The 25,456-nt window shown below is 62.2% G+C and carries 26 protein-coding genes; 9 read left to right on the top strand and 17 right to left on the bottom strand.

Going from position 1 to position 25,456, the window contains the following annotated elements; all coding sequences use genetic code 11:
* Positions 1-8: 8 nt before the first annotated feature.
* The 7 genes from AC1RQI_RS10870 to AC1RQI_RS10840 all read right to left on the bottom strand — a co-directional run bounded on the left by AC1RQI_RS10870 (position 9) and on the right by AC1RQI_RS10840 (position 7,037).
* Positions 9-1,595 carry a sensor domain-containing diguanylate cyclase gene (locus AC1RQI_RS10870; RefSeq protein WP_481904806.1) on the bottom strand — a complete coding sequence of 529 codons (1,587 nt, stop codon included), beginning with the start codon at positions 1,593-1,595 and terminating at the stop codon, positions 9-11.
* Positions 1,596-1,602: 7 nt separating this feature from the next.
* The gene (locus AC1RQI_RS10865) at positions 1,603-2,127 is read right to left on the bottom strand and encodes a DUF2489 domain-containing protein (protein WP_481904805.1); all 525 of its coding nucleotides are present in this window, start codon (positions 2,125-2,127) and stop codon (positions 1,603-1,605) included.
* Positions 2,128-2,144: 17 nt separating this feature from the next.
* The gene (locus tag AC1RQI_RS10860; RefSeq protein ID WP_481904804.1) at positions 2,145-2,636 is read right to left on the bottom strand and encodes a copper chaperone PCu(A)C; all 492 of its coding nucleotides are present in this window, start codon (positions 2,634-2,636) and stop codon (positions 2,145-2,147) included.
* 131 nt (positions 2,637-2,767) lie between these two features.
* Positions 2,768-3,889 carry an HD-GYP domain-containing protein gene (locus tag AC1RQI_RS10855; protein ID WP_481904803.1) on the bottom strand — a complete coding sequence of 374 codons (1,122 nt, stop codon included), beginning with the start codon at positions 3,887-3,889 and terminating at the stop codon, positions 2,768-2,770.
* Positions 3,890-4,055: 166 nt separating this feature from the next.
* Positions 4,056-5,528, bottom strand: coding sequence for a PhnE/PtxC family ABC transporter permease (locus AC1RQI_RS10850; RefSeq protein ID WP_481904802.1), 1,473 nt, complete (start codon positions 5,526-5,528; stop codon positions 4,056-4,058).
* A gap of 1 nt (position 5,529) precedes the next feature.
* On the bottom strand, positions 5,530-6,180 hold the full coding sequence (locus AC1RQI_RS10845) for a phosphonate ABC transporter ATP-binding protein (protein ID WP_481904801.1): 651 nt from the start codon (positions 6,178-6,180) through the stop codon (positions 5,530-5,532).
* Positions 6,180-7,037 (bottom strand): putative selenate ABC transporter substrate-binding protein, encoded by an 858-nt coding sequence (locus AC1RQI_RS10840; RefSeq protein ID WP_481904800.1) that lies wholly within the window; start codon positions 7,035-7,037, stop codon positions 6,180-6,182. Before AC1RQI_RS10840 ends, AC1RQI_RS10845 begins: the two co-directional genes overlap by 1 nt.
* Before the next feature lie 150 nt (positions 7,038-7,187).
* Between AC1RQI_RS10840 and senB the strand changes: the two genes are divergently transcribed.
* The 3 genes from senB (at position 7,188) to AC1RQI_RS10825 (ending at position 10,463) form a co-directional block, all read left to right on the top strand.
* Complete coding sequence (senB, locus tag AC1RQI_RS10835; protein WP_481904799.1) at positions 7,188-8,159, top strand: selenoneine biosynthesis selenosugar synthase SenB; 972 nt, start codon at positions 7,188-7,190, stop codon at positions 8,157-8,159.
* Positions 8,160-8,204: 45 nt separating this feature from the next.
* A complete protein-coding gene (senA, locus tag AC1RQI_RS10830) occupies positions 8,205-9,560 on the top strand; it encodes a selenoneine synthase SenA (protein ID WP_416635551.1) in 1,356 nt (451 codons plus the stop codon).
* Between the two features lie 159 nt (positions 9,561-9,719).
* A complete protein-coding gene (locus AC1RQI_RS10825; RefSeq protein ID WP_481904798.1) occupies positions 9,720-10,463 on the top strand; it encodes a putative 4-mercaptohistidine N1-methyltransferase in 744 nt (247 codons plus the stop codon).
* Positions 10,464-10,478: 15 nt separating this feature from the next.
* Here AC1RQI_RS10825 and selD read toward each other — a convergent pair whose 3' ends face one another.
* Positions 10,479-12,752, bottom strand: a complete 2,274-nt coding sequence (gene selD, locus AC1RQI_RS10820; protein WP_481904797.1) for a selenide, water dikinase SelD — start codon at positions 12,750-12,752, stop codon at positions 10,479-10,481.
* 186 nt (positions 12,753-12,938) lie between these two features.
* Here selD and AC1RQI_RS10815 point away from each other — a divergent pair, with 186 nt between their 5' ends.
* The gene (locus AC1RQI_RS10815; RefSeq protein WP_481904796.1) at positions 12,939-13,694 is read left to right on the top strand and encodes an outer membrane protein; all 756 of its coding nucleotides are present in this window, start codon (positions 12,939-12,941) and stop codon (positions 13,692-13,694) included.
* Positions 13,695-13,746: 52 nt separating this feature from the next.
* Positions 13,747-14,169 carry a hypothetical protein gene (locus tag AC1RQI_RS10810; RefSeq protein ID WP_481904795.1) on the top strand — a complete coding sequence of 141 codons (423 nt, stop codon included), beginning with the start codon at positions 13,747-13,749 and terminating at the stop codon, positions 14,167-14,169.
* Here AC1RQI_RS10810 and AC1RQI_RS10805 read toward each other — a convergent pair whose 3' ends face one another.
* Positions 14,170-14,478, bottom strand: coding sequence for a hypothetical protein (locus AC1RQI_RS10805; protein WP_481904794.1), 309 nt, complete (start codon positions 14,476-14,478; stop codon positions 14,170-14,172).
* Positions 14,479-14,579: 101 nt separating this feature from the next.
* On the opposite strand from AC1RQI_RS10805, the gene AC1RQI_RS10800 reads away from it, so the two are divergent.
* Positions 14,580-15,713 (top strand): patatin-like phospholipase family protein, encoded by a 1,134-nt coding sequence (locus AC1RQI_RS10800; RefSeq protein WP_416635540.1) that lies wholly within the window; start codon positions 14,580-14,582, stop codon positions 15,711-15,713.
* 28 nt (positions 15,714-15,741) lie between these two features.
* Here the strand turns inward: AC1RQI_RS10800 and AC1RQI_RS10795 are convergent, their stop codons facing one another.
* The gene (locus tag AC1RQI_RS10795; protein ID WP_416635538.1) at positions 15,742-16,515 is read right to left on the bottom strand and encodes an enoyl-CoA hydratase; all 774 of its coding nucleotides are present in this window, start codon (positions 16,513-16,515) and stop codon (positions 15,742-15,744) included.
* A gap of 317 nt (positions 16,516-16,832) precedes the next feature.
* On the opposite strand from AC1RQI_RS10795, the gene AC1RQI_RS10790 reads away from it, so the two are divergent.
* Positions 16,833-17,789: a radical SAM protein gene (locus AC1RQI_RS10790; protein WP_481904793.1), complete on the top strand. Its 957-nt coding sequence runs from the start codon at positions 16,833-16,835 to the stop codon at positions 17,787-17,789.
* Between the two features lie 222 nt (positions 17,790-18,011).
* Here AC1RQI_RS10790 and AC1RQI_RS10785 read toward each other — a convergent pair whose 3' ends face one another.
* Together AC1RQI_RS10785 and AC1RQI_RS10780 are read right to left on the bottom strand one after the other, a co-directional pair.
* Positions 18,012-18,944, bottom strand: a complete 933-nt coding sequence (locus AC1RQI_RS10785; RefSeq protein ID WP_481904792.1) for a carbohydrate kinase family protein — start codon at positions 18,942-18,944, stop codon at positions 18,012-18,014.
* Between the two features lie 256 nt (positions 18,945-19,200).
* Positions 19,201-19,776 carry a DUF2452 domain-containing protein gene (locus AC1RQI_RS10780; RefSeq protein WP_481904791.1) on the bottom strand — a complete coding sequence of 192 codons (576 nt, stop codon included), beginning with the start codon at positions 19,774-19,776 and terminating at the stop codon, positions 19,201-19,203.
* 162 nt (positions 19,777-19,938) lie between these two features.
* Here AC1RQI_RS10780 and AC1RQI_RS10775 point away from each other — a divergent pair, with 162 nt between their 5' ends.
* Positions 19,939-20,670, top strand: coding sequence for a Crp/Fnr family transcriptional regulator (locus AC1RQI_RS10775; protein ID WP_416635530.1), 732 nt, complete (start codon positions 19,939-19,941; stop codon positions 20,668-20,670).
* A 29-nt stretch (positions 20,671-20,699) separates the two neighbouring features.
* On the opposite strand, the gene AC1RQI_RS10770 is transcribed toward AC1RQI_RS10775, so the two are convergent.
* From AC1RQI_RS10770 to AC1RQI_RS10760, 3 genes are all read right to left on the bottom strand, one after another.
* Positions 20,700-21,059 (bottom strand): rhodanese-like domain-containing protein, encoded by a 360-nt coding sequence (locus AC1RQI_RS10770; protein WP_481904790.1) that lies wholly within the window; start codon positions 21,057-21,059, stop codon positions 20,700-20,702.
* A gap of 91 nt (positions 21,060-21,150) precedes the next feature.
* Positions 21,151-21,411 carry a YkgJ family cysteine cluster protein gene (locus AC1RQI_RS10765; RefSeq protein WP_416635526.1) on the bottom strand — a complete coding sequence of 87 codons (261 nt, stop codon included), beginning with the start codon at positions 21,409-21,411 and terminating at the stop codon, positions 21,151-21,153.
* 96 nt (positions 21,412-21,507) lie between these two features.
* On the bottom strand, positions 21,508-22,845 hold the full coding sequence (locus tag AC1RQI_RS10760; protein ID WP_481904789.1) for a conjugal transfer protein TraF: 1,338 nt from the start codon (positions 22,843-22,845) through the stop codon (positions 21,508-21,510).
* Between the two features lie 404 nt (positions 22,846-23,249).
* Here AC1RQI_RS10760 and AC1RQI_RS10755 point away from each other — a divergent pair, with 404 nt between their 5' ends.
* Entirely contained in the window at positions 23,250-24,404 is a 1,155-nt protein-coding gene (locus AC1RQI_RS10755) for a flagella assembly protein FlgT middle domain-containing protein (RefSeq protein WP_481904788.1), read from the top strand.
* A gap of 28 nt (positions 24,405-24,432) precedes the next feature.
* On the opposite strand, the gene AC1RQI_RS10750 is transcribed toward AC1RQI_RS10755, so the two are convergent.
* Complete coding sequence (locus AC1RQI_RS10750) at positions 24,433-24,900, bottom strand: SufE family protein (RefSeq protein WP_416635520.1); 468 nt, start codon at positions 24,898-24,900, stop codon at positions 24,433-24,435.
* On the bottom strand, positions 24,900-25,439 hold the full coding sequence (sufT, locus tag AC1RQI_RS10745; RefSeq protein WP_481904787.1) for a putative Fe-S cluster assembly protein SufT: 540 nt from the start codon (positions 25,437-25,439) through the stop codon (positions 24,900-24,902). Before sufT ends, AC1RQI_RS10750 begins: the two co-directional genes overlap by 1 nt.
* Positions 25,440-25,456 lie beyond the last annotated feature (17 nt).

The raw sequence follows: 25,456 nt of genomic DNA, 5'->3' as shown, positions 1-25,456 counted from the left end.
GGGACCCTCTACTCCTGGGGGGTTGCGCGGCGCGCCTGTTTGTCGGTGTACATGGCTTGGTCGGCGCGCGCCAGTAGTACGTCCACATCCGCTTCGTCTCCGGCTTGCCAGGTGACAACCCCAATGCTCGGGCCGGGATAGTCCAGGGAAAGGCTCCCCAGTTCATAGCGCCCTGTGGTGCCCTCGCGCAGGCGCTCGGTGATTGTCGTGCGCTCCTGAACCGGATCGCCGGAGGGGCTGGGCTTGCCCACGAACACGAATTCATCCCCTCCATAGCGAGAGACCAGGTCGCCCATCCGCGACAGGTTGCGCAGGCGCACGGCAAGCTGCTCCAGGAACGCATCTCCGGTTTCATGGCCATAGGTGTCATTGATCTGTTTGAAGCCGTCGAGATCAATGAAAGCAACGTGTAGGGCGCCATCCACCCTTTCCGCCTGGGCCAGGAGGCGCTTCAGTTCCTCGATGAGGTAGCGCCGGTTGGGCAGCCCTGTCAGCGTGTCATGCAGCGCGTTGTGCTTGAGTTCCAGGTTGGCTGCTTCCAGGCGTGCGTGATCCAGGAGCCGGTTGGCGAGCAGTGAGAGCGCATTGGCCACGCTGTTCAGGAGCTGGTGTTCATCCGGGGCGCGGTTGAGGTCGTGCCCGGACAGAATCAGGATGGCCGCTTCCGCCTTCTCGGAGGAGGTCACCACCAGCAGTGCCGCGTCCCCGTCCTCGGGCAGGGCCTCGCGACGGCGCTGTTCGCGGACCCAGTCCATGTCCTTGGGCGGGAAGATCAGGTGTTCATGGTCACTGTGCAGCATGCCCTCCAGGTGGTCGGGGTTGGCCTCCATCAAGGCATCTGCCAGACGGGTGGCTTCCGGATCATGCCGGCCCATGGCCTGGCTGCAGCCATTGTCTCTCAGGTGCAGGGGGATGACCCGTTCCCACAGGCCTGAGCGTTCGAGCTCCGTGGCCACCTGGGTGACGGCCTCGTAGAGTCGCGAAGCGGAGAGACAGAGGCGGCTGACGTGGGACACCAGCGCCATCCGCTGCATCTGCCTTTCCGCTTCAAGTGCCTGATTGCGGACAGTGCAGGCGTGTTCTTCGCGGCTGATCTGGTGGGCAATCAGGTCTGCGCAGAGGTGCAGGGTCGCCAGGTTGGCATCGGAAATGGCCTTCCTGGAAGCGCTGGCACCGCAAAGGGTTCCCGAAAGGGTATCGCTCTGGCGCACGGGGACCGTTACATAGGTCTGGATCCCGAGTTCCCGTGCCACACTGGAGTCGCCCCACACGTCCGGGACGTCCTGGGTGAAAAGGCGGTTCTCGGTCAGGGCGCGGCGGCACAGGGTATCCTGCCAGGGGATCCGCCTGCCCTCTTTCAAAGTCAGCTGGCCGGAATTACGGGCATAGACGATTTCCTGGGTGTCTTCCTCGTGGTTCAGCCTTGTGAGGTATACGGAGTCCAGACCGGTTGCCTGCTGGATCAGGTCAAGCATGGGGCGAACCAGGCCCTCCAGCGATACCGCTGATGAAACGGAATGGGCCAGCTGGGACAGGGAGCTGTTCATCAGTACCTGGGGTCGCTTATGGTGACTGTTGCCACGGTGTGTGGGCACTGGCGGCTCATGGCTGGAGGGTGGACCGGCCCGGATCAACGGTCCTGGGCTCACCGGTGGATGCTGCGACGCTGCCGTCAAAACCGTAGTAACGGATCGCCATGGCGGCTTCCTGGATGGCGTCGGCGTATTCCGCCTCCAGTGCAAAACGCTCTTCGTCCAGACGCTGGATCAGCTTCGGATCGGCCTGTTGGCGCGCCTCATGGGTGGGCATGTGTTCCGTCTTCTCGTAGATGGTCTGGAAGACGTCGTAGGGTTTGTGGTTCAACAGCTCGGGTTCGACATGATCAAGGAGGCCCTTGATGCGGATGCATCCCTCGGAGGGTTCCACCTGTTCCTGTTGCAGGGTCATGGCCAGAATACGGATGCTTTCGATCATGCTGTCCCGGCGCTCGTTCTGCAGTGCCCGTGTGCGCTCTACAGCGCGCCGGTACTGGTAAAGACGTCGCCACTGGCGGGCGATGTAGAGGCTGAGCCCGACGATGGCGATGAGGCCGGCGAGGATGACCATCCATTGTAGGTTCTGGGGCATTGGGCAGCTCCTGGCGTTTAGTGATTGTGCTGGCTGGCGCTGGCGCCCGGGGGCCGCACTTCAAGTTGGGTATCCAGCGTTTCCCCGTTGGCAAACTCAAGGGTAAGCGCGCGTGGGTTGCCTTCGGTCAGTGGCCCGTCGAGGCCCATGAACATGAGATGAAGCCCCATGGGAGCGAGTTCAACGGTTTCGCCGGGCGCCAGTCTCAGGCCGTTGTTCAGGGCCTGCATCTGCATCTGGCCATCGGATTCGCGTGATTCATGGATCTGGATCTGTTGGGCCCAGTCCGCATGGGCTCCCACCAGGGTACGGGCCTGATCCCCTCCGTTGTGCAGTGTCATGTAACCGGCGCCACGCTCGATTCCCGGCGGAGTGGCCCGGGACCAGGCCCGCTCTACACGGAGTTGGCCCGTGTCGGCGCTGACCGGGATGACCGCCAACCACGCCATCAGCAAGAGCGCGCCCTTGGTGTAGGCGCGGGTTCTGCGCGAGCTCAAACAGGTGCTCATGATGTCATCTCCCAATCACCGACCAGCGGCTGCTGCGGAACTGCTTGCGCGGGGCCGGATGCCAATTATACCAGTGCAAGAAGGCTTCGACATTGCTGACAGGCTGGTATCGATGGCCACCGGGGATAGCGTCAGCCATACCCCCAGAGAAGGGCCAGGTTGAGGGAGGGCAGCATGTCCGGAACCAGCGTGTTCTGTACCTGGTACTCCTCCGCACTGGTGTCGCGCCGGAGCGGTCCCAGATAGCGTTTCCCCTGGGCATTGAACAGAGCCTGGACAATGGGAGACCTGGGGTTGTGCCGACGGTGGGTGACCAGTCCGGTTTCGCCATTGGCCAGCTGTACCAGTACGCCAGGCGGGTAAGGGGTAAGCTGCTGGAATACCGCCTCATAGACCACCTGGTGAGGGTCCTCGGCCATGGAAGTGGAGATCTCCTCCATGGCGTGATCCGCGCGGTAGCGCTCGCGGTAGGCCCGCTTGGTGATCATGGCGGTATAGCGCTCCGCCAGCGATAGGACCTTGGCCTCGGCCAGCAGGTCATCGCCACTGATCCCTTCCGGGTAACCGCTGCCGTCAAACCGCTCATGATGCTGTTCCACGATCCGCAACAGGACGCTCTGCTTGACCCCTGCCTTGCGCAGTCCCCTGGCGCTGGCCTGGGGGTGCTTCTGGAGGACCCGGCGCTGTTCGTCGTTGAGTTTGCGGTTCGTTTTGTTGAGTTTGTCGAGATAGGGCAAAAGGGAAATGTTGGCCGTCAGTGCTGCCTGGAGAAGAATCAGGGTGCGCGTTTCATCCAGCTCGAAGTGGTGCGCAGCCAGCCAGCAGATGATGGCGTAGAACAGCGTTTGCTCGTAGGCGGAAGGTTCCACGGCATAAACGTGGATCAGGCCAATACAGGCGTTGGCATCCTGCTGGCAGAGACGCTGGATGCGCCGGGCCAGGTGCTCAAGGTGGTCACCAGCGCGCGTGTCGGTATTGATGATCCGGTTCAACGCCTGCTCCAGCTCGTACAGCAATACCGAGTATTCCGCGAACGGACTGACTCGGGGCGTGACGTCGTCATAGCGGCGCTTTGCCGCGCGCCGTGCCGGTGGCTCGTACATACCCTGTTCGTAGAGCCGCTCCAGCTGCCATTCGTTCTGGATCACGTACCCCTGTGCCACCAGCAGGTTGCCGGCTTCATCGTAAACCGGCCAGGGGAGTGGCTTGCCTACGGTCAGCAGCCCGGGCCCGAGCCGTACCAGGTCCGACATTCAATACCTCTTGCAGATGATCCAGCCCTGACAATAAAGCACAGAGTGGGTGTTCAGGACAGAGTTCTGAAAGACGCCGTTTTCTTGAGCCTCGACATTTTATCAACTCTATCTAAACAGAATTGTACGCCATACACAGTCGGGAGAAAGACCATTGAGCCAGGATTCAGGCCTCGCAGGTGGGGCGCGTCCGGAGCCTCAGCCATGCCCTGATCCGGCGTGACAGGGCATCCACTCCGATGTTCAGTAGCGCGGTGATCAGGATCAGTACCATGGCACGGTCAAAGCGGATCTCCTGAATTGCCCCCTCCACGTAGAATCCCAGTGTGGTGATGCCGAGAATGCCCAGAATGGCCGTCTCGCGCATGATGATTTCCCAGCGGTAGAACAGGAACGCGAGGAAGGGCGGATAGACCCGTGGCACCAGCTCCCAGGCGTACCGGTTGAACCCGGTGGGCGCGCCCTGTCGCAGGGGAACCTCGTCGCTCATGCGCCCGACCAGGTGGCCGATGATGCCGCCGTTATGCAGCGCCAGCGCCACCACCGCCGGCAGCATGGATGGACCCCACAGCTGGAGCAGAATGTAGGCCAGCATGTATTCCGGCGTGGAACGGGCGATGACCAGCAGGACATGGCCACCGGTACGCCGGACCGGGCCGGTGAAATGAGTGGAGATCAGCGGGAAGGCCAACAGCGCCAGCACGCCCGTGGCCACCAGTGCCACCTGGGTCAGAAGCAGGGTGTTCCAGATGCCTGGTAGCGCCTGGTTTGCGAGGAGGTCCATGAGCCAGGGTTGCAGGCCGTCCCAGCCTTCGCCCTCACGCAGCGGCCGGGGCACAATGTCCTGGGTCACGAAGCGGGTAACGTTGCCCCACATGATGGGCAGCCCCTCGCCCAGAAAAAAGGGGGCGGCCAGCAGATAGACGGGGACCAGCCGTGGCCGAAGCCAGAGCCGCATGGTGGCGATGAGCGCATAGAACACCAGCAGCAGCGCGCCCACCTGGGAGTAGTACCCCTGTGAGAACGCCGCCTCCAGGTGGAAGCCCAGGGTCGGCAGTCCGATGAAACCCAGAATGGCAGAGGAACGCAGGCCGCATTCCAGGCGGTAGGCGGTGTAGGTCCGCAGGTGCGGCCAGGCCTCAGGCACCTGGGTGAAGAAATAGCGCAGCAGGCGGCGGGTGTTCTTCGGGGTCGCCCGGGCGGGCAGAGGGTCCGCCTCGTCGATGATCTCTGAGTAGACCTTGGCGAAGATGCCCGCAAAGGGAATGGCGATGGCCAGAACCCCGGAAAGTGGGTGGATGCCAAAGCACTGCAGGAAGATCAGTGCCCAGAAGATCTCATGAATGGAGCGGATGAAGGCGCAGAAGGCCCGCACAAGCCGGGAGCTGAAAAGGGTGGTCAGCACGAAGCCGGCCAGCGCGCCCAGTGCGACCCCGGTGAAGGCGTAGGCCAGGGTCCGTGTAAAGGCGGTGAACAGCTCGTTGGTGGCCGTGAAATCCGGTGTGGCCAGCCCGTAAAGCAGCCGCTGCAGCTCCTGCCAGGGGTTGAGCGTGGTGATCGCCAGGTCCGAAAACGGCAGGCAGGCCAGCGCCACGCCGATGAAGGTCAGGGTTGTGAGGCCGGTGCGGGATCGAAGCATGTCAGTACAGCGGCTGCAGGTCGGCGACGGTCAGTCGAGCGCTGGGTTCATCCAGGGCGATGTGGCCGTCCTGTATACCGATGATGCGGTCGGAGTAGGCCAGGGCCAGATCCACATCGTGGAGCGCGATCACGGATGTGGGGTAGACCCGTGTCAGGGCTTCCATGATGCGCCGGGCCAGCGGGCCGTCCAGTGCGGAAACCGGCTCGTCCGCCAGCAGCAGGCTGCCTTGCTGGTAAAGCGCCCGTGCTACCGCCACGCGTTGGCGTTGACCGCCTGAGAGTTCGCCAGCGGGTTCACGCAGCTTATCCCCAAGACCGAGCTCATCCAGAAGCTCCTGAATCGCCCGTCTGGGCTTTTTCAGGGGAAGCAGCAGGTTGCAGAGGCTGTAGAGAACGGTGTGGCGGTCAAGCTGGCCCATGTAGACGTTGTGGAAGACCGACAGCGTATCCACAAGCCCCAGGTCCTGGGGCATGTAGGCCGTGCCGGATTCCGCCTCGTCGTAGAGCAGGCTGAGCAGTGTGGACTTGCCGGCACCGCTGCGGCCAACCAGCGCAACACGCTCCCCGGATGCTAGGCTGAGTGAGAGCGGGCCGAGAACCCGCTCTCCTCCATAGCTGGCGGAAAGGTCATTGACGGCCAGTATCGCCATCAGTCGAGCAGACCCGTTTCCCTGCCAACCCGCTTGATGGTCGCGTAATCGTCGTTGCTGGCGGGGACGAATGAAGAGCGAGGGAAGCTTTCCAGCAGCTCCGGATCCTCCATGTTCAGCAGCGCCTGCTGGACCCGGTCGCTGAAGCCGTCGCCGAAGCGTTCATTGACGTCACCGCGGATGGTCCACTGGTAATCCGGGTAGGTGGGCGACTTCCAGATCACCTGGACATCGTCTGTATCCACCTCACCATTTTCGACCATCTCCTCCCAGACGCTGTAGTTCAGGGCGCCGACCTGGTAGGAGCCGGATTCGACCAGCCGGGCAGTTCGGGTATGGTTACCGCTGAAGCCGACGCGCTTGAAGACCTCACCCGGCGCCTGGTTGAAGCGCTCTCGGATGTAGTGCTCCGGCATCAGGCGCCCGGAGGTGGAGCCGCGTGAACCGAAGGTCAGGGTCTTGCCCTTCACCGCTTCCGGCAGCTTGCCCTCGGAGGGTTCAATGCCGGTGCTTTCATGGGCGATGAAATAGCTGCGGAATTCCTGGTCTTCCGCGCCCTGGGCGATGGCCCTGGAGCCCGGAACGGCTTCGCGGGCACGAACGCCGGAAAGGCCGCCGAACCACGCCAGCTGCACCTGATTGTTGCGGAAAGTGGTGACCGAAGCGGCGTAGGACTTCACCGGCACGAAACGTACCGGCACGTCCAGCTCAGCCTCAAGGTAATCCGCGACCTTGGAAAAGCGTTCTTCAAGGCTGGTCTCGTCCTGGTCCGGGATGGCGGTGAAGTAGAGTGTTGGCTCCGCCATGGCCGGCGTTGCCATTATCAGGGCCGAAATCAGGCCGGTGATCCATCGCATGGTAGTGTCTCCTCAGTCCTTGTTCTTCATGAAGTAACGTAACGATACGCCGCGGACGGCGCCAGCGATCAGCTGCTATCGTAAGAGCGAGCCTCGTTCGTGATTACAGCAAGTGCCCACAGCAAGCATTACATCGGGAGGTCCGAGACTTTGCACATAACGCTCATCACCCCGGCTCCCCGTGGCTCCCGGGCCGGCAACCGCGCGACCGCGGAACGCTGGGCTACTCTGCTGAGGCGTGCTGGCCACCGGGCGCGCATTATAACGGAATACGATGCCCAACCCACGGACCTGCTGGTGGCCCTTCACGCTTGGCGCAGCAGTGACTCCGTGCGTGCGTACCGGGCGCATGCCCCTTCGGGGCCTCTGATTGTGGCGCTCACGGGCACGGATATCTACCGTTTCCAGAAGACGCACCCGGAGGTCACCCGTTACAGCATGGCCGAGGCGGACGCTCTGATCGGGCTGCATGAACGGGTAGCGGATGACATTCCGGAAGAATTCCACAATCGCCTGCATACAGTCTTTCAATCGGCGGAGCCGCTCCCCACCCGACGGGCTCCGGTACAGTCCCGGTTCGACGTTGTGGTCATCGGTCACCTGCGTGACGAGAAGGATCCCCTGCGCACTGCCTGGGCGGCCCGACAGATGCCGCCGGACTCGCGGCTCAACGTGATCCAGCTCGGCCGGGCGCATGATGACCAGTGGCAGGCGCTGGCGCAGCAGGCGCTACGGGAGAACCCGCGCTTCGACTGGAAGGGCGAACTGCCCCGCTGGCTGGTGCGCCAGCACATGGCGAAGGCCCGGCTGATGGTGATCAGCTCGGTGATGGAGGGCGGTGCCAACGTGGTCTCAGAGGCCTGCGTGGCCGGCCTGCCGGTGATCGCCTCGGACATCCCCGGCAATGCAGGGCTGCTCGGTGGGGACTATCCCGGTACCTATCCAGTGAAGGACACTGCCGCGTTGCGCAGGCAGCTCCTGCGCGCCGAGTGCGAGCCGGAATTCCTGGCGGCCCTGAAGAGCCGGGTCGAGGCGCGCGCTCCCCTGTTCCGGCCGGAAACCGAGCAGGCGGCGCTGGAACGGGTGGTCAATGCCGTTGTGGACCAATACGGTAGCCGCTAGACAACGTAAACCCTGTCGAACTGTTTGCTACGGAGAACGCACGGGATGAACGACCGCGAAAGCCTGATCCACGCCCTACACCATACCCGGGACCGCGTGAAGGATCTGGTCTGCAGCCTGCGCGAGGACCAGCTCAGCGTTCCCTATCACCCGGGCGTGAACCCGCCAGTCTGGGAGATGGGCCATTCCACCTTCTTCTACGAGGTGTTCGTCCTCAACTGGCTCGACGGCACCCCGAGCTACGATCCCTCCATGGATGAACTCTGGGATTCCTTTTACATGGATCACGAGGACCGCTGGTCGAAGAGCCTCTTCCCCTCGCGCGAGGATACGCTCACCTACATGGACACCATCGTCCAGCGTGTGGAAGACCGCATCCGCAACCAGCCGCTGACGGACGAGGCGCTGTACCTGTACCGTTACGCCATCTACCACCAGAACATGCACGTGGAGTCCATGACCTGGTGCCGCCAGACCGTGGGCTACCCGGCGCCGCCCTTCGCGGAACCCCAGGGCTTCACCGGTGAGGGCGTGGATCAGGACGCACGCGGTGATGTAACCATCCCTGCTGGGCGTTACCTGATCGGCCTGCCGGCCAACCGGGATACCGATGCCTATGCCACCGAGGACTTCGGCTTCGACAACGAGAAGCCGGCTTTTGAGGTGGATATGCCCGAATTCAGTATCTCCCGAACCCTGGTCACCAACGGCGAGTTCCAGAAGTTTGTGGAGGAGGGCGGTTATGAGCGCCCCGAGTTCTGGAGCCAGGGCGGCCGCAAGTGGCTGGAGCGTGAGATCAACCTGAACTTCGGAACCGGCGAGCCGCCGCTGATGGGCGCTCAGACGCACCCCTTTCATTGGCGCAAGCGTGATGGCCGCTGGTACGAGCGCGTTTTTGATCAGTGGCTGCCTCTGGAGCCGGGGCATCCGGTGAAGCAGGTCAGTTACTGGGAGGCGGAGGCGTTCTGCAACTGGGCCGGGCGGCGGTTGCCCACTGAGTATGAGTGGGAGGTGGCGGCCCTGGCCAACAGGCCGGGTGAGGCGCGTCGGCGCTATCCCTGGGGCAATGAGATGGACCCGGCGAAGCTGGATATGGATCAGCGCTACATGGGCCGTGTGCCGGTAACGGCGTTCCCGGCGGGCGAAAGTCCCTTCGGGTGTCGGCAGATGCTGGGTACGGTCTGGGAGTGGACGGGCAATCATTTCATGCCCTATGACGGGTTCTCGGTGGATATGTATCCGTTCATGTCGACGCTGCAGTTCGCGACGCACAAGACCACCAAGGGGGGTGGTTGTGCGGCGTCGTCCATGTTGATTCGTGGCACTTACCGGCAGGCGTATCATCCGGATCGGTGTGATGTTTATACCGGGTTCCGGACCTGTGCTTTGTCACAGGACTGATAACTTATTGCGGGCAGGTGCTCGGGTAGTGTTTTACGGGAATCGCTATGAATCCATCCATGGACGCTGCGCGGTCGCCATCCGTGGCGACCGAGCTTCCCGTAAAACACTACCCGACCACCTGCTTTCAGACCTTCATGGTGTACGAGACCTTTTTCTATGACCGACTTCTATGAGTCTGATGAGCAGCTGGGCCAGTACATGGACTTCCATTACGGCCCCAAGCATTTCGGCGTACCGAACTTCCCGAAAGCCTGTGCCGAGCGCTGCCTGCAAGCCAAGCCCCGGGGTAACCGGGCCCTGGATCTGGGCTGTGCCACCGGGCGCAGTACCCTGGAGCTGGCCAGGGGCTTTGAGCATGTGCTGGGCATGGACCTGTCGCACCGGTTCATTGATGCTGCGGAACGGCTGCGCCGGGATGGAAAGCTGAGCTACCGCTTGGTTGATGAAGGTGAGATCGGCCACCAGGAGACCGCGTCCCTGGCCGAGCTCGGGCTGGCCGAGGAAGCCGCGCGGGTGTCGTTCGAGGAGGGTGATGCGGGCAATCCAGGCCCGGAGTACAGCGGTTATGACCTGATCTTCGCCGGTAACCTGATTGATCGCATGCCGAATCCGGGGCCGTTTCTCGGTGGACTTCGGGAGCGCCTGAATCCAGGCGGGGTGCTGGTGGTGACGTCGCCGTACACGCTGTTGCCCGAATTTACGCCGCGCGACAGCTGGATTGGTGGGTACTACGGTGCCGATGGTGAGCCGGTGACAGTGCTGGATGGCATGCGGGCGCACCTGGAGCCGGGGCTGGCGCTCGCGGCGGAGCCGGAGGATGTGCCTTTCGTGATCCGGGAGACGCGGCGCAAGCACCAGCATACGCTGGCGCAGCTGACGGTCTGGACGCGCCGGGAGTGAGCTGGCGCTTCCGCCTCAGGGATTGAGGAGGATCGGCTCCAGTGCCTCGCCCTGCTCCTTCACCCGGCCGATGATGGCGGTTTCCGGGTAACCCAGTGCCTTCAGTTCGGCAACGCAGGCATCCGCCTGGTCCGCCGGCACGCTCGCCAGCAGGCCGCCGGCGGTCTGGGGGTCGAAGGCCAGCGGGTAGCGGGGATGGTTCACCACCTCCTCCTGGTTGCGGATGGCGCGGCGCAGGCGCACGTTGGCCGGCTGCAGTGAGCTGAGGATGCCGGAGGCGGCGGTTTCCTCGGCGCCGGGCAGCACGGGTATGGCGCTCAGGTCCAGCTCCGCATCCACGCCCGAGGGGCGGGTCATTTCCACCAGGTGGCCAAGCAGGCCGAAGCCGGTCACGTCCGTGCAGGCCTGGGCGCCGTGTTCATGGATGCAGCGGGCGGCCTTCTGGTTGGAGACGAGCATGGAAGCCAGGGCCGAATCGATCCAGCGCCCCTTGGCCTCCAGGCGTGGATGGGCCGCGAACAGGGTGCCGGTGCCTACGGGCTTGGTCAGGATCAGCACGTCTCCGGCCTTCATGCCGCCCTTGCTCATGACGGTGTCCGGGTCGATATAGCCATTGGCGGCAAAGCCCAGGGCCTGCTCCTTGCCCTCGCCGGTGTGGCCGCCAACCAGGGCGCAGCCGGCTGCGTTCAGTGTTTCCACGGCGCCGGCCATCATCTGGTAGACCACATCCTCCACCTTGGATTCCAGCCCGTAGGGCACCGTGGCCACGGCCGTGGCGCTCTGGGCTTCGGCGCCCATGGCAAAGAGATCCCCCAGGCTGTGGTTGGCGGCGACCTGGCCGAAAATGTAGGGATCGTCGATGAAAGCGCGGAAGAAGTCCACGGTGTGCACCATGGCCATGCCGTCCGGAACCCGCACCACGGCGGCGTCGTCCGGGGCGTGCAGGCCCACCAGGACGTCGTCGCGCTCAATGGGCTGAAGACTGTTCAGGGCCCGAGAGAGCACGGTGCTGCCGACCTTGGCACCGCAGCCACCGCAGCGCATGGCCACGGCGGAGATGGCCTGCTGGGCCTCGTCATTGCTGAGGGCGATGCCAGAGGTCGGGTCGTCCTTGCTGTCCTCGCTCATGGCCGGCAGATTGTTGAATTTCGCCATGAAACGCCGGTCGATCCAGTCCTTCCAGCGCCAGACCCATTCGCCGGCGACCCCCATGGGCCCGCGTGAGGCCACGGCATACTGATCGCCGGTGCTGATCAGGGCCAGCCACTGTTTCTGCGGGTGGTAGTCCTTGAGGGTCTTGCCGTGCACAGCCCGCCGCAGATTCTCCGCCAGCGGCTTGCCCTGGCGCACAGCAAACACCCCAGCCTTTTCACGCGGGTGGTTGATCATGGTGGCGATGTCGCCGGCGGCGAAGATATTGGGATCCGTGACGGTCTGCAGGGTATCCCGGACCCTGATGAAGCCGCCTTCGTCCAGCTCCAGCCCGGTACCGGTCAGCCATTCGGCGCCGCCGGCCTGGGTGACCCAGAGGACTTCATCCGCCTCGAAGGTCTCGCCGCTGGAGGCGACCAGCTGGCGGTCGTTGACCTGATTGATGCGGGTTTTTTCGTAAACGTTGACGCCCCTTTCCCGCAGAACGGACTCGAAACGGCGGCGAACGTTGCTGTTGTGCGTGGGCAGGAGCTGCTCGGAGGCATTGAACAGGTGGAACCGGGCGGCCTCCGGGTCCTTGCCCATGGCGCTGAGCTCATGGCGCAGGCGGTACTGCATGGCCAGCGTCAGCTCCACGCCACCAGCACCACCGCCGACGACGGCCACGTTGAGTTCGCCCTTGTGGTTTTCCATGCGTTCCAGCAGCGACTGCCAGCGGTTATTGAAGCGGTTGATGGGTTTGACCGGCACGCTGTGGTCCTCCGCCCCGGCGACCTGGTCGACCCTTGGGGTGGAGCCGATGTTGATGGAGAGCAGGTCATAGGGGATCGCTGGGCGGTCGCGGCAGATGACGCGCTGGTTGGTGCGATCGATGTCGATGGCTTCGCTGCGGTAGAAACGGGCACCGGCGAACTCGGCCAGGCGGCTGAGGTCGATGTGGACGTCGTCGTAGCGGTAGTGGCCGGCGATGTAGCCGGGGAGCATGCCGGAGTAGGGGGTGTGGGTGTCGCGGCAGATGAGGTTGAGGCGCACGCCGGGGATGGGGTTCATGGCGAAGTTGCGCAGTACCCCCGCGTGACTGTGGCCGCCGCCGATGAGGACGATGTCGCGAAGTACTGGCTGGTCTGGTTGGTCCATTGGTGCCTCATCTGTGGATTGCTTTGGGTCCCGGGCGGTGCCAGCGGGGAACCGGCCGTTATTTACGTACGGTAAGTGCCTGAAGATCGCAACCTGATTCCCGGCACTGTTAAGAGCGCCACGGAATCACCGGCCACGCTATGGTATCAATGCCTTTCGCGATACAGCGATAGGGAGAGATATCGCATGAGGCAGGCCTTTTCCGCGGTGGCGGTGGTGATGCTGGTACTGGCGACACCGGTGCAGGCGCAGAGTTACTACGTTGGCGTGAATGGCGGTTATACCCAATTCCGGGATACCCGCTTCAGTCAGGGGGACGAGGGGCGTACCCGCGTGACCGGGGCCTATGAGGGGGGTGACACAGCGTCGGTGAGTATCGGGCAGGCATTCGAAAGCGGCGCCGCCGTCAGTGGCCGGCTGGAGCTGGAGTTTGGGCTGCAGAGTGACCAGGTGGACAGCATGGTGTTTGATAATACGCCCAATAAAGAGCCGGCTATTGATGATGACCCAGTGGTTGATGAGGACACGGGTGAGGTGGAGCAGGAGGGCAGCCGTGAGCGGGTGCGTGATGTGTCCGGCCAGTCGGAGGCCACTTTCGGGTTTGCCAATGCCATCGGGGATTTCAGCCTGACCGATAGTACGGCGCTGGTGGGTGGTTTGGGTTTCGGTGTTGGTGAGGTGACCTTTGACACGCACAGCGCCAATGAGAATGCGCTTGGCGGGGATAAGACCGGTGGCGTGGTCATGGATGACAGTGACATCACCTATGGTTACCAGTTGATTGGTGGGGTGGCCTGGCAACCGTTCAGCATGCTGGATCTGGAGGTGTCCTATCGTTACCGCTCCTGGGAGGACATCAGCATGCGTTCGGCCAGCGGCGTGAAAAGCAAGCTTTCCGTGCGCTCCCATAATCTGATCGGGAGTATGCGGGTACGGTTTTAATCCGGTTGGGAACTGCTAGGCTGACGAGCAGTGCTCACCAACCGGAAGGAAGATGATGGTCTGGATCAAGTCCTTTGTAGCGGCTTTTCTGGCAACCCTGGTGTTCCACCAGGGCGTTTTTGGGTTGATGTACCTTGCCGGGATGGTGCCGGCGCCACCTTTCAATCTGGAGTCGACCCCGCCTCTGGGGGTTCCGGCAGTGGTATCGCTGGCCTTCTGGGGAGGGCTTTGGGGTCTGCCGTTGTGGGCGGTCGTCCGGCGCATGGGGAACGTCGGTTACTGGGGCCTCTCGTTGTTGTTCGGTGCCTTGTTGCCCACTGCGGTTGCGATGCTGGTGGTATTTCCACTCAAGGGCATGGAGGTTTCCGTCGCCACCTGGATTGGTGGTTTCATACTGAACGGGGCCTGGGGCATTGGTACGGCGTTGTTCATGGTCCTGATGGGAGCGCGCCGCCCACCCGCCGATGAACTGTGATTACCGGGGGCAGTGGTAGGCAGTACCGCTGACTTCGGGGGTCGTGCTTTGTTCATCATGCTGCCAGACCACGTGGGTGGCATCCTGCTTGGCGGCGCTTTCCAGAGCCTTGTTGCGGGCGCTGGCCATGGCCCTACTACGGGACCAGTGGAATCCGGAGGCGCTGCCATAGACTGATCCAACACGCTTGCAGTCTGCGACTTCCGAGTGGTGTGCTTCCACGATCCCTGCTGTCCTGGTGCCGGGGCCAGTTGCACAGCCCGCCAGTATCGCGAACACGGTGGTCAGTGCTGCTGCTCTTGGGTTCATTGCCACAGATCCTCCTTACCAATACCGCCTTGATAACACGATTCGCTGTTGAGCGGCTATGCTGGTGACAAACGAGTGACCAATACAGCCAGGAGTGCAGGATGACCAATACCGGTGTGGTACTGACCGGCGGTGGCGCCCGGGCCGCCTATCAGGTTGGGGTATTGCGGGCGATTTCGGATATGTACCCAGGCAGCGGTTACCCGTTCGATGTGGTGGTGGGCACCTCGGCGGGTGCGATCAATGCGGCGGCGCTGGCTGGTGGTGGCGGCATATTCCGGCACAACGTCAGCCATCTGGAGAACATCTGGGCGAACCTGAGCGTGGATCAGGTCTACCATTCCGGCTCATTGGCCATAATGCGGGGCATGAGCCGGGTTGCGAGCAAGCTGATCTCGGGCGGGGAGCAGCGCCACAGTCTGTCATTACTGAATAACAGCCCCTTACGCAGCCTTCTGGAGAAGGAGCTTGATTTTGAGGCCGTGCATAACACCATTGAGCAGGGCCATCTGCGGGCGCTCGGTCTTAATGCCTGTGGCTATACCACGGGCCAGAACCTGTGCTTCTTTGAGGCAGGCACAGAGATCGCCAGCTGGAGCAACGGCCAGCGTGCCGGAGCCCGAACAGAGCTCACGCTGGATCATGTAATGGCCTCATCCGCGATCCCGACACTCTTTGAGCCGGTCCATATCAACCGGGAGTTCTTCGGTGACGGCGTGACACGCCAGGTAGCCCACATCAGTCCCGCCATCCGTCTGGGGGCGGACAAGGTGCTCATCATTGGCGTCAGTGCCAACAGCCAGTGTGCGCCCAAGCGCCCGGCCCATCCGCCAGTGCCTACGTTCGGTCAGGTCATGAGCCATGTCTTCAACGGTCTGTTTCTGGACACTCTTGATTACGATATTGAGCGGCTGGATCTCATCAATCGGCTCCTTTCGATGATCCCGGAGGAGGCGCTGGCCCAGAGCGATGTGGATCTAAAGCCGGTCGAACTGTTGAATATCTCACCCAGTCAGCCGTTGGAGGAGATTGCAGAGCAATACATGGATGGCCTCCCGACCGTTCTGAGAACGCTGGCGGGGGTGCCCGAGGATGGCAATGTTTCCGGGGCCAGTCTCGGCAGCTATCTGCTGTTTGATTCGCGTTACTGTCGGGAGCTCATTGAACTGGGTTATCGCGATGCCCAGGCCCAGAGTGACGAGGTTGCCCGCTTCTTCGGCACCGGCAACCTCTGACTGAGGGGCGATCGGGGAGCGTGATACCTCAGTTGAAACGGGAAAAGTCCGGGGCCCTCTTGTCCCTGAACGCGGCAAACGCCTCGCCAGCCTCCGGTGATTCCAGTCGCTGGGCGAAGCGTTGTCCTTCACGTTGCATGGCCTCTGAGACTTCCTCGGCCGTCGCGGCGTTCATCAGTTCCTTGGTGGCGCGCAGGGCAGCGGGTGGCAGGGCGGCCAGCTCCAGGCAGGCGTTCCAGGCCGAGGTCTCGGTCTCCGAGGGGTCGCAGACGCCATTGATCAGGCCGTAGCGTTCGGCTTTGGCGGCATCAAAGGGGCGACCGAGCAGCAGCAGTTCACCGGCGCGTGCCCGGCCGAGCCAGCGCGGCAGCAGCAGGCTGGAGGCGCCTTCGGCGCACAGGCCCAGGTTGGTGAAGGGCATGCGGAAGGTGGTGTTGCTGCCGGCCCAGGCGAGGTCGCAGTGCAGCAGCAGGGTGGTGCCGATGCCCACGGCGGGGCCGTTGGCGGCGGCGACGATGGGTTTGGTGGCTTCGGCCAGGGCGAATAGAAAGCGGCCGACGGGCGTGTTCTGGAATGTGTCCGGAAGGCCGTTTTCGAATTCGGAGAGGTCGTTGCCGGCGGTAAAGCATTCGGTGTTGCCGGTAATGAGGATGGCGCGGATGTCGGGGTCGTTATGGCCTTCGGCCACACCGTCCGCGAGCGCGGTGTACATGGCGTGGGTGAGGGCGTTTTTCTGGTCCGGACGGTTGATGCGCAGGATCAGGATCTGGTGGCTTTTTTCCTGGATGATGTGGTCGGTCATAGTGTGCCTCGAAAATACGGTTGTGGCATGCAACGCAACTGCCTTGGTCTAACACCTACGAAAGGCTACGGGGGTGGGCTTTCAGGGATCGCTGTGAACCCATCCATGGGCGCTGGCGCGATGGCATCCATGCCATCGAGCCTCCCTGAAAGCCCACCCCCGCATCCTTTCTTCCATGTGTTTGAGATAGTTGCCATTATCAAGCTGAGGTTCGCTCAGAGTATAACGCCCCGCATCGATTCTGTAACATCATGGTCCACACGCTGTCTGGTGCGTATGAGAAACAATAGAAGTCGGTAACAGAGCAGGAAACGATAATGGAAGAAACCGTAGCCCAACCGCTGAAGCTGCTGGATCCGCGCAAGTTCCGGGATCCGTGGACAACCGCGCACGGGGAGCTGCGGGCGAGTGTGCACCTGGTGAAGCTGGAGACGCTCTGGTTCTGCACCGGCACTCTGTGCAACCTCACCTGCGAGCACTGCTACATCGAGTCCTCGCCCAGTAACGACAGCCTGGTTTACATCAGTGTGGGCGAGGTGGCGGCGTATCTGGATGAGATTGAGCGGGAAGGGTTGGGGACGCAGACCATTGCCTTCACTGGCGGTGAGCCGTTCATGAACCCGGACATGGTACCGATCCTGGATGAGGTGTTGCGGCGGGGCTATGAGGCGCTGGTGCTGACCAACGCCATGAAACCGATGATGAAGGTGAGCGAACCGTTGCTGGCAGTCCATAAGCAGTACGGCGACCGCCTGACCATGCGCATCTCCATCGACCATTACAGCAAGGACGTGCACGAGCAGGAGCGCGGTAAACGCTCCTGGGACCCGGCGATTCAGGGTATGCAGTGGCTCAGCGAGCATGGGTTCCATCTCGATATTGCCGGGCGGCTGTTTTCCGGCGAGACGGAGGAGCAGATGCGCGCCGGCTTTGCACGGCTGTTTGAGCGTGAAGGCATCCAGATGGACGCCTGGAACCGGCATCAGGTGGTGCTGTTCCCGGAAATGGACGAGCGCGTGGATGTGCCCGAGATCACCACCGACTGCTGGCGCAAGCTCAAAGCCTCGCCGGACGACCAGATGTGCGCCAGCTCCCGCATGGTTATCAAGCGTAAGGGCGCCGACCACCCCGTGGTCGTTCCCTGCACCCTGCTGCCGTATCAGCCCGAGTTCGAGCTGGGCCAGACCCTGAGTGAGAGCTTCCAGGAAGTGCCCCTCAACCACCCCCACTGCGCCAAGTTCTGCGTCCTCGGCGGCGCCAGCTGCTCGGGATAAAAGCCCGTGAAAGGCCGGCGTTAACCCAAAACGTTTGATCAAGGATGGGAGGGGGAACCCTTTCCGGGAGGCTCGATGGCAGGGATGCCATCGCGCCAGCGCCCATGGATGGGTTCACAGCGGTCCCGGAAAGGGTTCCCCCTTCCAGCCGCAGGCAGCCAAAACAAAAATGCCCAGCACAAGGCCGGGCATTTCCAAAAGCTCAAAAGGGAGAGCTGGCAATCAGTCCAGCGCCACCCCAAAAGCGTCCTTGAACTGCTTCGCAAACTCATCACGAGTCAGCGAATGGTTCTGCGGCCCGGTGCTGGCCACCTTGATCGAGCCCATCAGGGACGCCATGCGCCCCGCCGTCTTCCAATCCTTGCCCTCGCTCAGACCGGTGAGCAGCGCCGCACGGTAGGCATCGCCACAGCCGGTCGGGTCCTTAATGGCCGCGGGCTTGACCGGCTCAACGTGGACTTCCTCATCGGCATAGATCACGGAACCGTCGCCGCCAAGGGTCACGATCAGCGCCTCAACCTTCGCCCCGATCTGCTCACGGCTCAGGCCCGTCTTCTCTTCCAGCATGCCTGCTTCATAGTCGTTCACGGCAACCCAGGTCGCCTTCTCTACGAACCACTCCAGATCATTGCCATCGAACATCGGCAGCCCCTGGCCCGGATCGAACATGAACGGAATGCCCGCGTCCGCGAACTGGCGTGCGTGCTCGATCATGCCGTCACGGCCGTCCGGCGCGACAATGCCCATCTTGATGCCTTCGTCGGTGGGCACGGTCTGGGTGTGCGCATGGTTCATCGCACCCGGGTGGAAGGCCGTGATCTGGTTGTCTTCCATGTCCGTGGTGATGTAGGCCTGCGCGCAGTACTCGGAATCGATGGTCGTCACGTACTTGTCGTTGATGTTGTGCTTCTTGAGCCACTCGCGGTAGCCGCCGAAGTCCGCACCAACAGTACCCATGGCCAGGCCATCGCCGCCGAGCAGGTTCATGTTGTAGATGATGTTGCCGGCGGTACCGCCGAAGTTGCGCTGCAGCTCCGGTACCAGGAAGGCCACGTTCAGCATGTGAACGCGATCCGGCATGATGTGATCCTTGAACTTGCCATCAAAGGTCATGATGGTGTCGTAAGCGAACGATCCACAGATCAGTGCTGTCATCGGTAGTCTCCTTTGTTTTCCGCAGTGCGCCGGGCTGTTCGCCCCCGCGTGCGGTGCCTGTCATTAAGTTATGTGAGGGGCTTCCGGCCCCATGGTCGCCTTGCAGGCTACCTTTGTCTGGCCTTTGTTTCAAATCGGAAACGTGTGACTGCAACAGGAACATGCGTAACCTGTTGTTGGAGCGGAAGGAAGATCAATCCGGAAAAACCGAGCCCCGGATAAGTTTCATTATCCGGGACTGGTTTTGCACGGGCAGCTAGGCGCCGGCTTCCGGCTCGTCGGGCAGCTGGGCCTGAGCCTCGCGGTAGGAAAGGGTCTGGATGCCGGACCCCTGCATGGAGGAGCGCAGTGAGTGGGCCAGGGCGAAAGCGTAGGCACGCTGATAGAACGGCATCTGCTCCTGGTACCGGGGCAAGGCGTCCTCCACCGTCTCAGATTCCTCCATGGCCTCCTCAAAGGCTTCCCAGCGCCGTTCCAGGCTGGCCATGAGCTCGGTATCATTGGCCGCCTCTTCGGACATCTCCAGCGACCAGGTCATGTCTTCGTGCAGTTCACATTCGCCAATGTAACGACCATAGACCTTCTCGTTCCACTCATCCGGGCTGATGGGTGAGAGCCAGAAGCGACCGTTTTTCTGGTAGAGCCAGTAGTTGCTGCCACGGACTGGCTTGAACTTGAAGTCGCTCTCCAGAACGAAAAGCGAGGTGAACAGTTCCAGTGAAATCTGTTTGATCTGCTTGGGCTGGGCCATGAGTGCCGGCGCCCGGCTTTCCTCGAGGAAGGCCAGAACCGGTCTCAGGCCCTTGCCCTGGGGGTTCGGATTATCTGGCATAAACCGAACCGTACCACAAAGCGCCTTCTAATCCTATGTTTACCCATTTAGGGATAGCTCGATCAGCCATCAGAGCAAGAGTCAGGATAGGAGTGGATTGATAATCTGTATACCGAGTCATAACTTTACGGCGCGAGCTGATTTTACTGCATGAATGACTGCATGAGCGATGACACCCAAACTGTCGTGCCACCCAAGAATTACCGGTGCCGGAACCCCGGTTCCGGCATGGCGCTGCTTGGCCAGCATCCGCTGTTCAATGGTCTTTCCAGGGCGGATTTTGAGGACCTGGCTGAGAGTGTGCGGCTGGTGCAGCTACGCCGTGGTCAGGTGCTCTACAAACAGGATTCTCCGGCTCATGAGTTCTTCTATGTGGTGAGCGGGCGAATGAGGCTGTACCGGCTGGACACCTCCGGCCAGGAGCGCACGCTGGACAGTCATGGCCCGGGAGAGGTCTTTGCGGATGTCATGATTTATGCGGACCCCGCGCGGTACGTGGCGTATGCGGAGCCATTGCGGCGCACGGAACTGCTGGCCATTCCCACGGAGCGCTTCCGCCAGATTCTGGATCGGGACCCGGAATACAATCAGTTGCTGTTGCGCCAGTATGCCTCTCGGATGGTGCAGCGTTTCCGCGAGCTGGAGGTGATGACGGTGCGCCGTGGCGTACAGCGGGTCATGCGCTACCTGCTGGAATTCGTGCCCGAAGACCAGCGTTACAACATTGAGGTGGAGTTGCCGCTGCCCCAGAATCAGATTGCCACCCGCCTGGCGATGCAGCCGGAAACCCTTTCCCGGCTGATGCGGGATATGGCTGAAGAGGGGGTCTTTGAGCTGAGGCGGGGCAGGCTGTTCATCCCTGACCGCCGGGCGTTGGAAGACCGCTGTCTTTGAGGCTTGTCGTCGGCGCGCCCGGGCCAGGCTCAGGCGGCGCCGAGGGCCTGCATGACCTCATCACAGCTGCAATCGATGATGCTCACGTTGCGGAACCCCATCCGCTGAAGCGCCTCAGCGGCAAGCGCGGCACGACCGCCTGTGGCACAGTGCAACAGGATGGGGGTGTCCGCATCAGTCGTATACTCCGGGATTTTCATCTCCAGAATGCCACGCGGTAGATTGATGGTGCCGGCTGCCTGCTTTTCATGGACTTCTGCCGGTTCGCGCACATCAATGACCAGTGTGTTCGGCTCACTCGATAGCCTATCGCGGGCCGCATCCGGCGTGATGCAGCTCAGGTTGGCCTTGGTTTCGGCAACGATCTCGGGGAGGCTTCGGATGCTCATGACCATCACTCTGTGTTTGTGCGTTTAGAATAATCTAAAGTGTCTGTCCTGAGTCTGCAACAAGGCTGTTGGGCCTGCGCGCGCCGGGGCCTCAACCTTCGAGATCTGTGAGGATCACCAGCGCCTCCTCGCGGCTGTTGCCGCAAACGCTGTATTCCGCCTGGAATGTTTCGCAGACCCTGGGGCGGGAAGGGTCGCCAAAGAGCTTGCAGTGATGGTTCTCGTCGAGCTGGACGCAGGGAGTTCCCGCGGGTTTGCCGTTCGGCATGCCGGGAATGGGCGATGAAATGGAGGGCGCGATACAGCAGGCACCGCAGCCTGGGCGGCATTGGAAGGGGACGGTTTCTGGCATTGGCAATGAGCAGGCCGGTGGTTGCTGGCGCTGCGTATTGTGAGACAGTGGCAGGGCCCTTACAAGGCCCTGCACTTGCCCTTTGAGGAAAGGCGTTCAGAAGGACATGCCCAGCTCCAGCGCGGCGCCGGTTTCCTCGCTACTGAAAAGAGCGCCCGCTTCGATGCGAAGGGCCCAGGGTGACAGCGCAAAGCCGGCAGTGTACTGGGTTTCCTCCTCGATGCCGTTGCTTCCGGTGTTACTGGCCAGGTTTTGACGGGCGCCAGCCCTGAGGTTGATCCAGTCATAGACGTTGAATTCCCCACCCAGCGCCAGCCATTGCTGGTCCGCTGCCGGGCCGATACCTTCGTTCTTGGTCAGGTCCAAGTCAGCGGTGAGGGTGTGCCAGCCGCTACTGTGGGCGACGCCAACGGTAACCAGCGGATCCAACGTCATTTCTTCCGGGTCGTAGATCAGGGGGCGTCCATTATCCTCAACGGTGTCCAGGGATTCAGGGATCAGGTTGCGCACGGAGGCACCGAGCCGCCACTGGTTGTTATCGCCCAGATCGGTGCTGGCCCCGATGTCGATGTTGATGTGGCTGTCGTCCGTTTCATACTCGGAGGAATCAAAATCATCCTCCTCAAACTCATCAACACCCTGCGCATAGTCAAAGGTGCGCATCTGGACCAGTTTGGGGGTAACACCAAGATTGACATCGTGGCCCTGAATGTTGAAGGACCGTGCCAGCGTCAGGCCGATCTCGCTCATCGCGCTGGCCAGGATACGGCCGTCGGACTCGGGCGTCAGCTCGCCGGAGTTCGGGTCGTAGATGGGGGCAAGCGCGTTTTCGAGCTGCTGTTGAGTCGGGCTTTGGGGGAGGTTCGTGACATCCTCCAGAGCTGATAGGTCATCCTCGTCGATGCGACTTTCCACAGTGGCGCGGATGCGGGCATCCAGGTGAAGCCCGACCGCCAGGGAGGGCGATGGAACCGCAAACAGGGTCCCCAGGCCGGCATCCCCCCGAACGAACTCATTATTGATGCCCCGGAGTTGACCAGCCAGGGTGTCGGCTCCGTCTTTGACGTCCTGAACACTCGACTGGCTCGGGTTGTTAGTGGCCGAGTCAACCGCCACTTCCAGAGCTTCGATCGTATCCTGGATCTGGTCCACCTCGTTAACGACGTCTTCGTTTTCCGCGTAGCGCGCATTAACGGATGGCAGCGTTGCCGAGAACCCGTCATTCCAGCCGCTGTGATCGGCCGCCAGCAGAGAGGGGTTGACCAGAGCCGCCCCACTGGGGCGGGCTGCGGCAACGCCGGTGCCGCCCATGCCGAAAGCTCGGACGTCATTGAACTGGGGTGGTGCGGCCTGCACGCTGGCGGCGACGGTAGCGAGGCCAACAGCGACGGCAAGGTGGGAGAGGATGGCTTGATCGGGGCTGGCTGATGTCATGGTCGGGTCTTCCTTTAAGCTAACATGAGTTTAATGTTGATGACTGAAGGGTAGCTGAATCGGGCGGGATGGCCACTTCCCGCAACGTGCAGAAACGACATTTTACACTGGGTTTCAGGTTGATCTCACATGGGATCCGCGGGGAGCTAGCACCATGGTCCAGTATTTGCATCCCTTAGGGTGTTGATCAGCCCATAGGGGGCCAGGAGGCAGCGGTGAAAGGTCTGGGAATGGCCATACTGGTGTGGCCCTGCCTGCTGGCGGGTGGGGGCAGGACTCTGGTGGTACACGCTCAGGGGCTGGTGGGACGCCGGAGAAACTCCCCTTGCACGGGGAAGGCAAGGAATTGCCGGTTTTCATGCAGTGCGCATGGGACCGGAACCACTGTTTTTTCTGGAGGGGTCATGAATCGGCATGTTCTGGGCTGTCTGATGGCGATCCTGGCAGCGTACCCGCTGCTGGGGACCGGCGCGGAGCAACAGCAAGACGGCGTTCGGGCGATGCCGGTCCAGGTACACTTCCCGGAGCGGCTTCGGCCGCGGCCCGCTGTTTCCGGGTTGGAGGGGCCGTCACAAGGTGATGCAGTGCGGGACGGGTCCAGCCAGGCCCTGGCGCCGAGGGAGACCGACAACCGCACCCGTTTCAGGGAGTACCTGCGTCGCCTGCAGCGCGCTCCGGCTTTGGAGGAGGGGCCCTCCTGTCCGGGACGGGATACCAGCCGCTTCCGCAAGAGTGTGGCCGTTACCCGTTTCCCGCTGCAGGATACCGAGGGGGCGGTGCTGGGGCGCTTGGATAACGTGGCCTCGGCTCTGCCGCGAATGCTGAGCGAGGAGCTGAGCCCGCGTGACACGATTCTTATGCATTCCGCCTTTGACCGGCGTCTCTATGAGCGCCTGGCTAATGCGCCCACGGTGCAGGCTCAGGACCGGCGCCTGACGCGGGCTTCCGAGTTGAGCCGGTCCATGGGCGTCCAGTTCGTAATTTCTGGTGTGGTCCGGGATATTGGGGCCGAGGCGCCGGAAGCCTGGGGAACCTCAACGGTTTCCCAGTTGCGCCGGGGGCTGGGGATCGCCAATCGGCAGCGTCGGCTGGCCGTTGAGCTGTTTGTCTATGATGGGCTCAGTGGCGTGATGGTGATGAGCGAGCGCCTGGAAGTGCGTGGCAAGTGGGATCGTGCGTTGGCGGCGGAGGTCGGGTTTGGCACGCCGGCGTTTTTCGAGACCGAGTACGGGCAACGCATCGGCGAACGGCTATCGGCGTTGGCGGATGAGGTGGCTATCAACCTCGGGTGTCAGCCGTTCATCGCCTCTGTGGAGCGGGTGGATGGTGAGCGCATCCGGATCAGTGCGGGGGCGGATTCCGGCCTGCGTCCCGGCCAGAGCATGGAGTTGCTGAGGGCTGAACGCTATCTGGATCAACCCCGGGAGTCTCCTGCTCTAAGGCCGACAGGCCAGACTCTGGAGGTGCAACAGGTCCAGCCGCGTTTCAGTAGTGGGCGCTTGCCGGTCGAAGGAGGGAGGATCAACATCCAGCGCGGGGACAGGGTAGTGATCTGGTAGCGTCAGGCTGGATTCTGAGGCTGGCCGCTCACCCTGCTTCTTTCTCTTTCCGTGCCAGAGCCTGGATCTGTTCCACCATGGCGCGCAGCCCATTCCCGCGGGTGGGGGAAATGTGGCGCATCAGGTCCAGTTCCTCAAACAGCCCCTCGATGTCCACCGCGAGCAGCTCCGCGGGCGTGCGGCCGTTGAGGGCAATCATGATAATGGCCGCCAGGCCACGAACGATCATGGCGTCGCTGTCGATCAGTAGATAGAGCCGACCGGTTTCCGGATCCTGCCAATGGATGAGCCAGACCTGACTCTGGCACCCATGAACGTAGTTTTCCTCCCGTTTTTCCGCCTCCGGGAAGGGCGGCAGCTTTTTGCCCAGGTCCATGATGTAACCGTAGCGGTCTTCCCAGTCATCAAGCAGTTCGAAGCCGTCCCGGACATCCTCGGTGGTGATGTCGGTGCCGAGTTCGGTATTGGTGAAGTTGGCGGCGGTTTCAGCGGTCATTACAGCAGCCCAAGTTCGAGTTTGGCCTCATCAGTGAGCATCTCACTGCTCCAGGGCGGGTCGAAAGTGAGTTCCACCTCGACATCGTCCACATTCGGAACGGACTCTACCTTACGCTTGACATCGTCGGCAATCACCGGGCCCATGCCGCAGCCGGGAGCGGTCAATGTCATGAGGATGTAGGCGTGGTTGCCCTCACTGTCGCGCCAGACCTTACAGTCGTAGATCAGGCCCAGGTCGACGACGTTGACGGGGATTTCCGGGTCGTAGCAGGTCTGGAGCGCTTCCCAGACCTGATCCTCGTTAATGCTGCCGTCGCTGGGCGTTTCGAATTCGCTTGCCGCGACCTGTTTGCCGATGGCGCCCGCATCCTTGCCATCGATGCGCGCCAGGTTACCGTTGACAGCCACGGAGAAGCTGCCGCCCAGGGCCTGGGTGAGGGTAACAAAGGTTCCCTCGGGAATGGTGATGGCGGTACCGGAAGGCACCAGTCGGGCTTCAACATCACGCTGGGTTACGACAACTTCCCGATCCTTCATAGTGTGTTCCGGCTGCC

The sequence above is a fragment of the Salicola sp. AFF1 genome (assembly GCF_056783195.1).
This window is presented reverse-complemented; position numbering and strand designations above follow the sequence as displayed.

Excerpts from the sequence above, each read along its gene's own strand:
- AC1RQI_RS10790 (WP_481904793.1), top strand. The coding sequence starts at position 16,833 with ATGGAAGAAACCGTAGCCCAACCGCTGAAGCTGCTGGATCCGCGCAAG.
- AC1RQI_RS10760 (WP_481904789.1), bottom strand. The coding sequence starts at position 22,845 with ATGACATCAGCCAGCCCCGATCAAGCCATCCTCTCCCACCTTGCCGTC.
- AC1RQI_RS10865 (WP_481904805.1), bottom strand. The coding sequence starts at position 2,127 with ATGCCCCAGAACCTACAATGGATGGTCATCCTCGCCGGCCTCATCGCC.
- AC1RQI_RS10785 (WP_481904792.1), bottom strand. The coding sequence starts at position 18,944 with ATGACAGCACTGATCTGTGGATCGTTCGCTTACGACACCATCATGACC.
- AC1RQI_RS10775 (WP_416635530.1), top strand. The coding sequence starts at position 19,939 with ATGAGCGATGACACCCAAACTGTCGTGCCACCCAAGAATTACCGGTGC.
- senA (WP_416635551.1), top strand. The coding sequence starts at position 8,205 with ATGAACGACCGCGAAAGCCTGATCCACGCCCTACACCATACCCGGGAC.
- AC1RQI_RS10795 (WP_416635538.1), bottom strand. The coding sequence starts at position 16,515 with ATGACCGACCACATCATCCAGGAAAAAAGCCACCAGATCCTGATCCTG.
- AC1RQI_RS10860 (WP_481904804.1), bottom strand. The coding sequence starts at position 2,636 with ATGAGCACCTGTTTGAGCTCGCGCAGAACCCGCGCCTACACCAAGGGC.
- AC1RQI_RS10755 (WP_481904788.1), top strand. The coding sequence starts at position 23,250 with ATGAATCGGCATGTTCTGGGCTGTCTGATGGCGATCCTGGCAGCGTAC.
- selD (WP_481904797.1), bottom strand. The coding sequence starts at position 12,752 with ATGGACCAACCAGACCAGCCAGTACTTCGCGACATCGTCCTCATCGGC.
- AC1RQI_RS10845 (WP_481904801.1), bottom strand. The coding sequence starts at position 6,180 with ATGGCGATACTGGCCGTCAATGACCTTTCCGCCAGCTATGGAGGAGAG.
- AC1RQI_RS10855 (WP_481904803.1), bottom strand. The coding sequence starts at position 3,889 with ATGTCGGACCTGGTACGGCTCGGGCCCGGGCTGCTGACCGTAGGCAAG.
- AC1RQI_RS10770 (WP_481904790.1), bottom strand. The coding sequence starts at position 21,059 with ATGAGCATCCGAAGCCTCCCCGAGATCGTTGCCGAAACCAAGGCCAAC.
- AC1RQI_RS10840 (WP_481904800.1), bottom strand. The coding sequence starts at position 7,037 with ATGCGATGGATCACCGGCCTGATTTCGGCCCTGATAATGGCAACGCCG.
- AC1RQI_RS10850 (WP_481904802.1), bottom strand. The coding sequence starts at position 5,528 with ATGCTTCGATCCCGCACCGGCCTCACAACCCTGACCTTCATCGGCGTG.
- AC1RQI_RS10825 (WP_481904798.1), top strand. The coding sequence starts at position 9,720 with ATGACCGACTTCTATGAGTCTGATGAGCAGCTGGGCCAGTACATGGAC.
- AC1RQI_RS10810 (WP_481904795.1), top strand. The coding sequence starts at position 13,747 with ATGATGGTCTGGATCAAGTCCTTTGTAGCGGCTTTTCTGGCAACCCTG.
- AC1RQI_RS10800 (WP_416635540.1), top strand. The coding sequence starts at position 14,580 with ATGACCAATACCGGTGTGGTACTGACCGGCGGTGGCGCCCGGGCCGCC.
- AC1RQI_RS10780 (WP_481904791.1), bottom strand. The coding sequence starts at position 19,776 with ATGCCAGATAATCCGAACCCCCAGGGCAAGGGCCTGAGACCGGTTCTG.
- AC1RQI_RS10765 (WP_416635526.1), bottom strand. The coding sequence starts at position 21,411 with ATGCCAGAAACCGTCCCCTTCCAATGCCGCCCAGGCTGCGGTGCCTGC.
- sufT (WP_481904787.1), bottom strand. The coding sequence starts at position 25,439 with ATGAAGGATCGGGAAGTTGTCGTAACCCAGCGTGATGTTGAAGCCCGA.
- AC1RQI_RS10815 (WP_481904796.1), top strand. The coding sequence starts at position 12,939 with ATGAGGCAGGCCTTTTCCGCGGTGGCGGTGGTGATGCTGGTACTGGCG.
- AC1RQI_RS10750 (WP_416635520.1), bottom strand. The coding sequence starts at position 24,900 with ATGACCGCTGAAACCGCCGCCAACTTCACCAATACCGAACTCGGCACC.
- AC1RQI_RS10805 (WP_481904794.1), bottom strand. The coding sequence starts at position 14,478 with ATGAACCCAAGAGCAGCAGCACTGACCACCGTGTTCGCGATACTGGCG.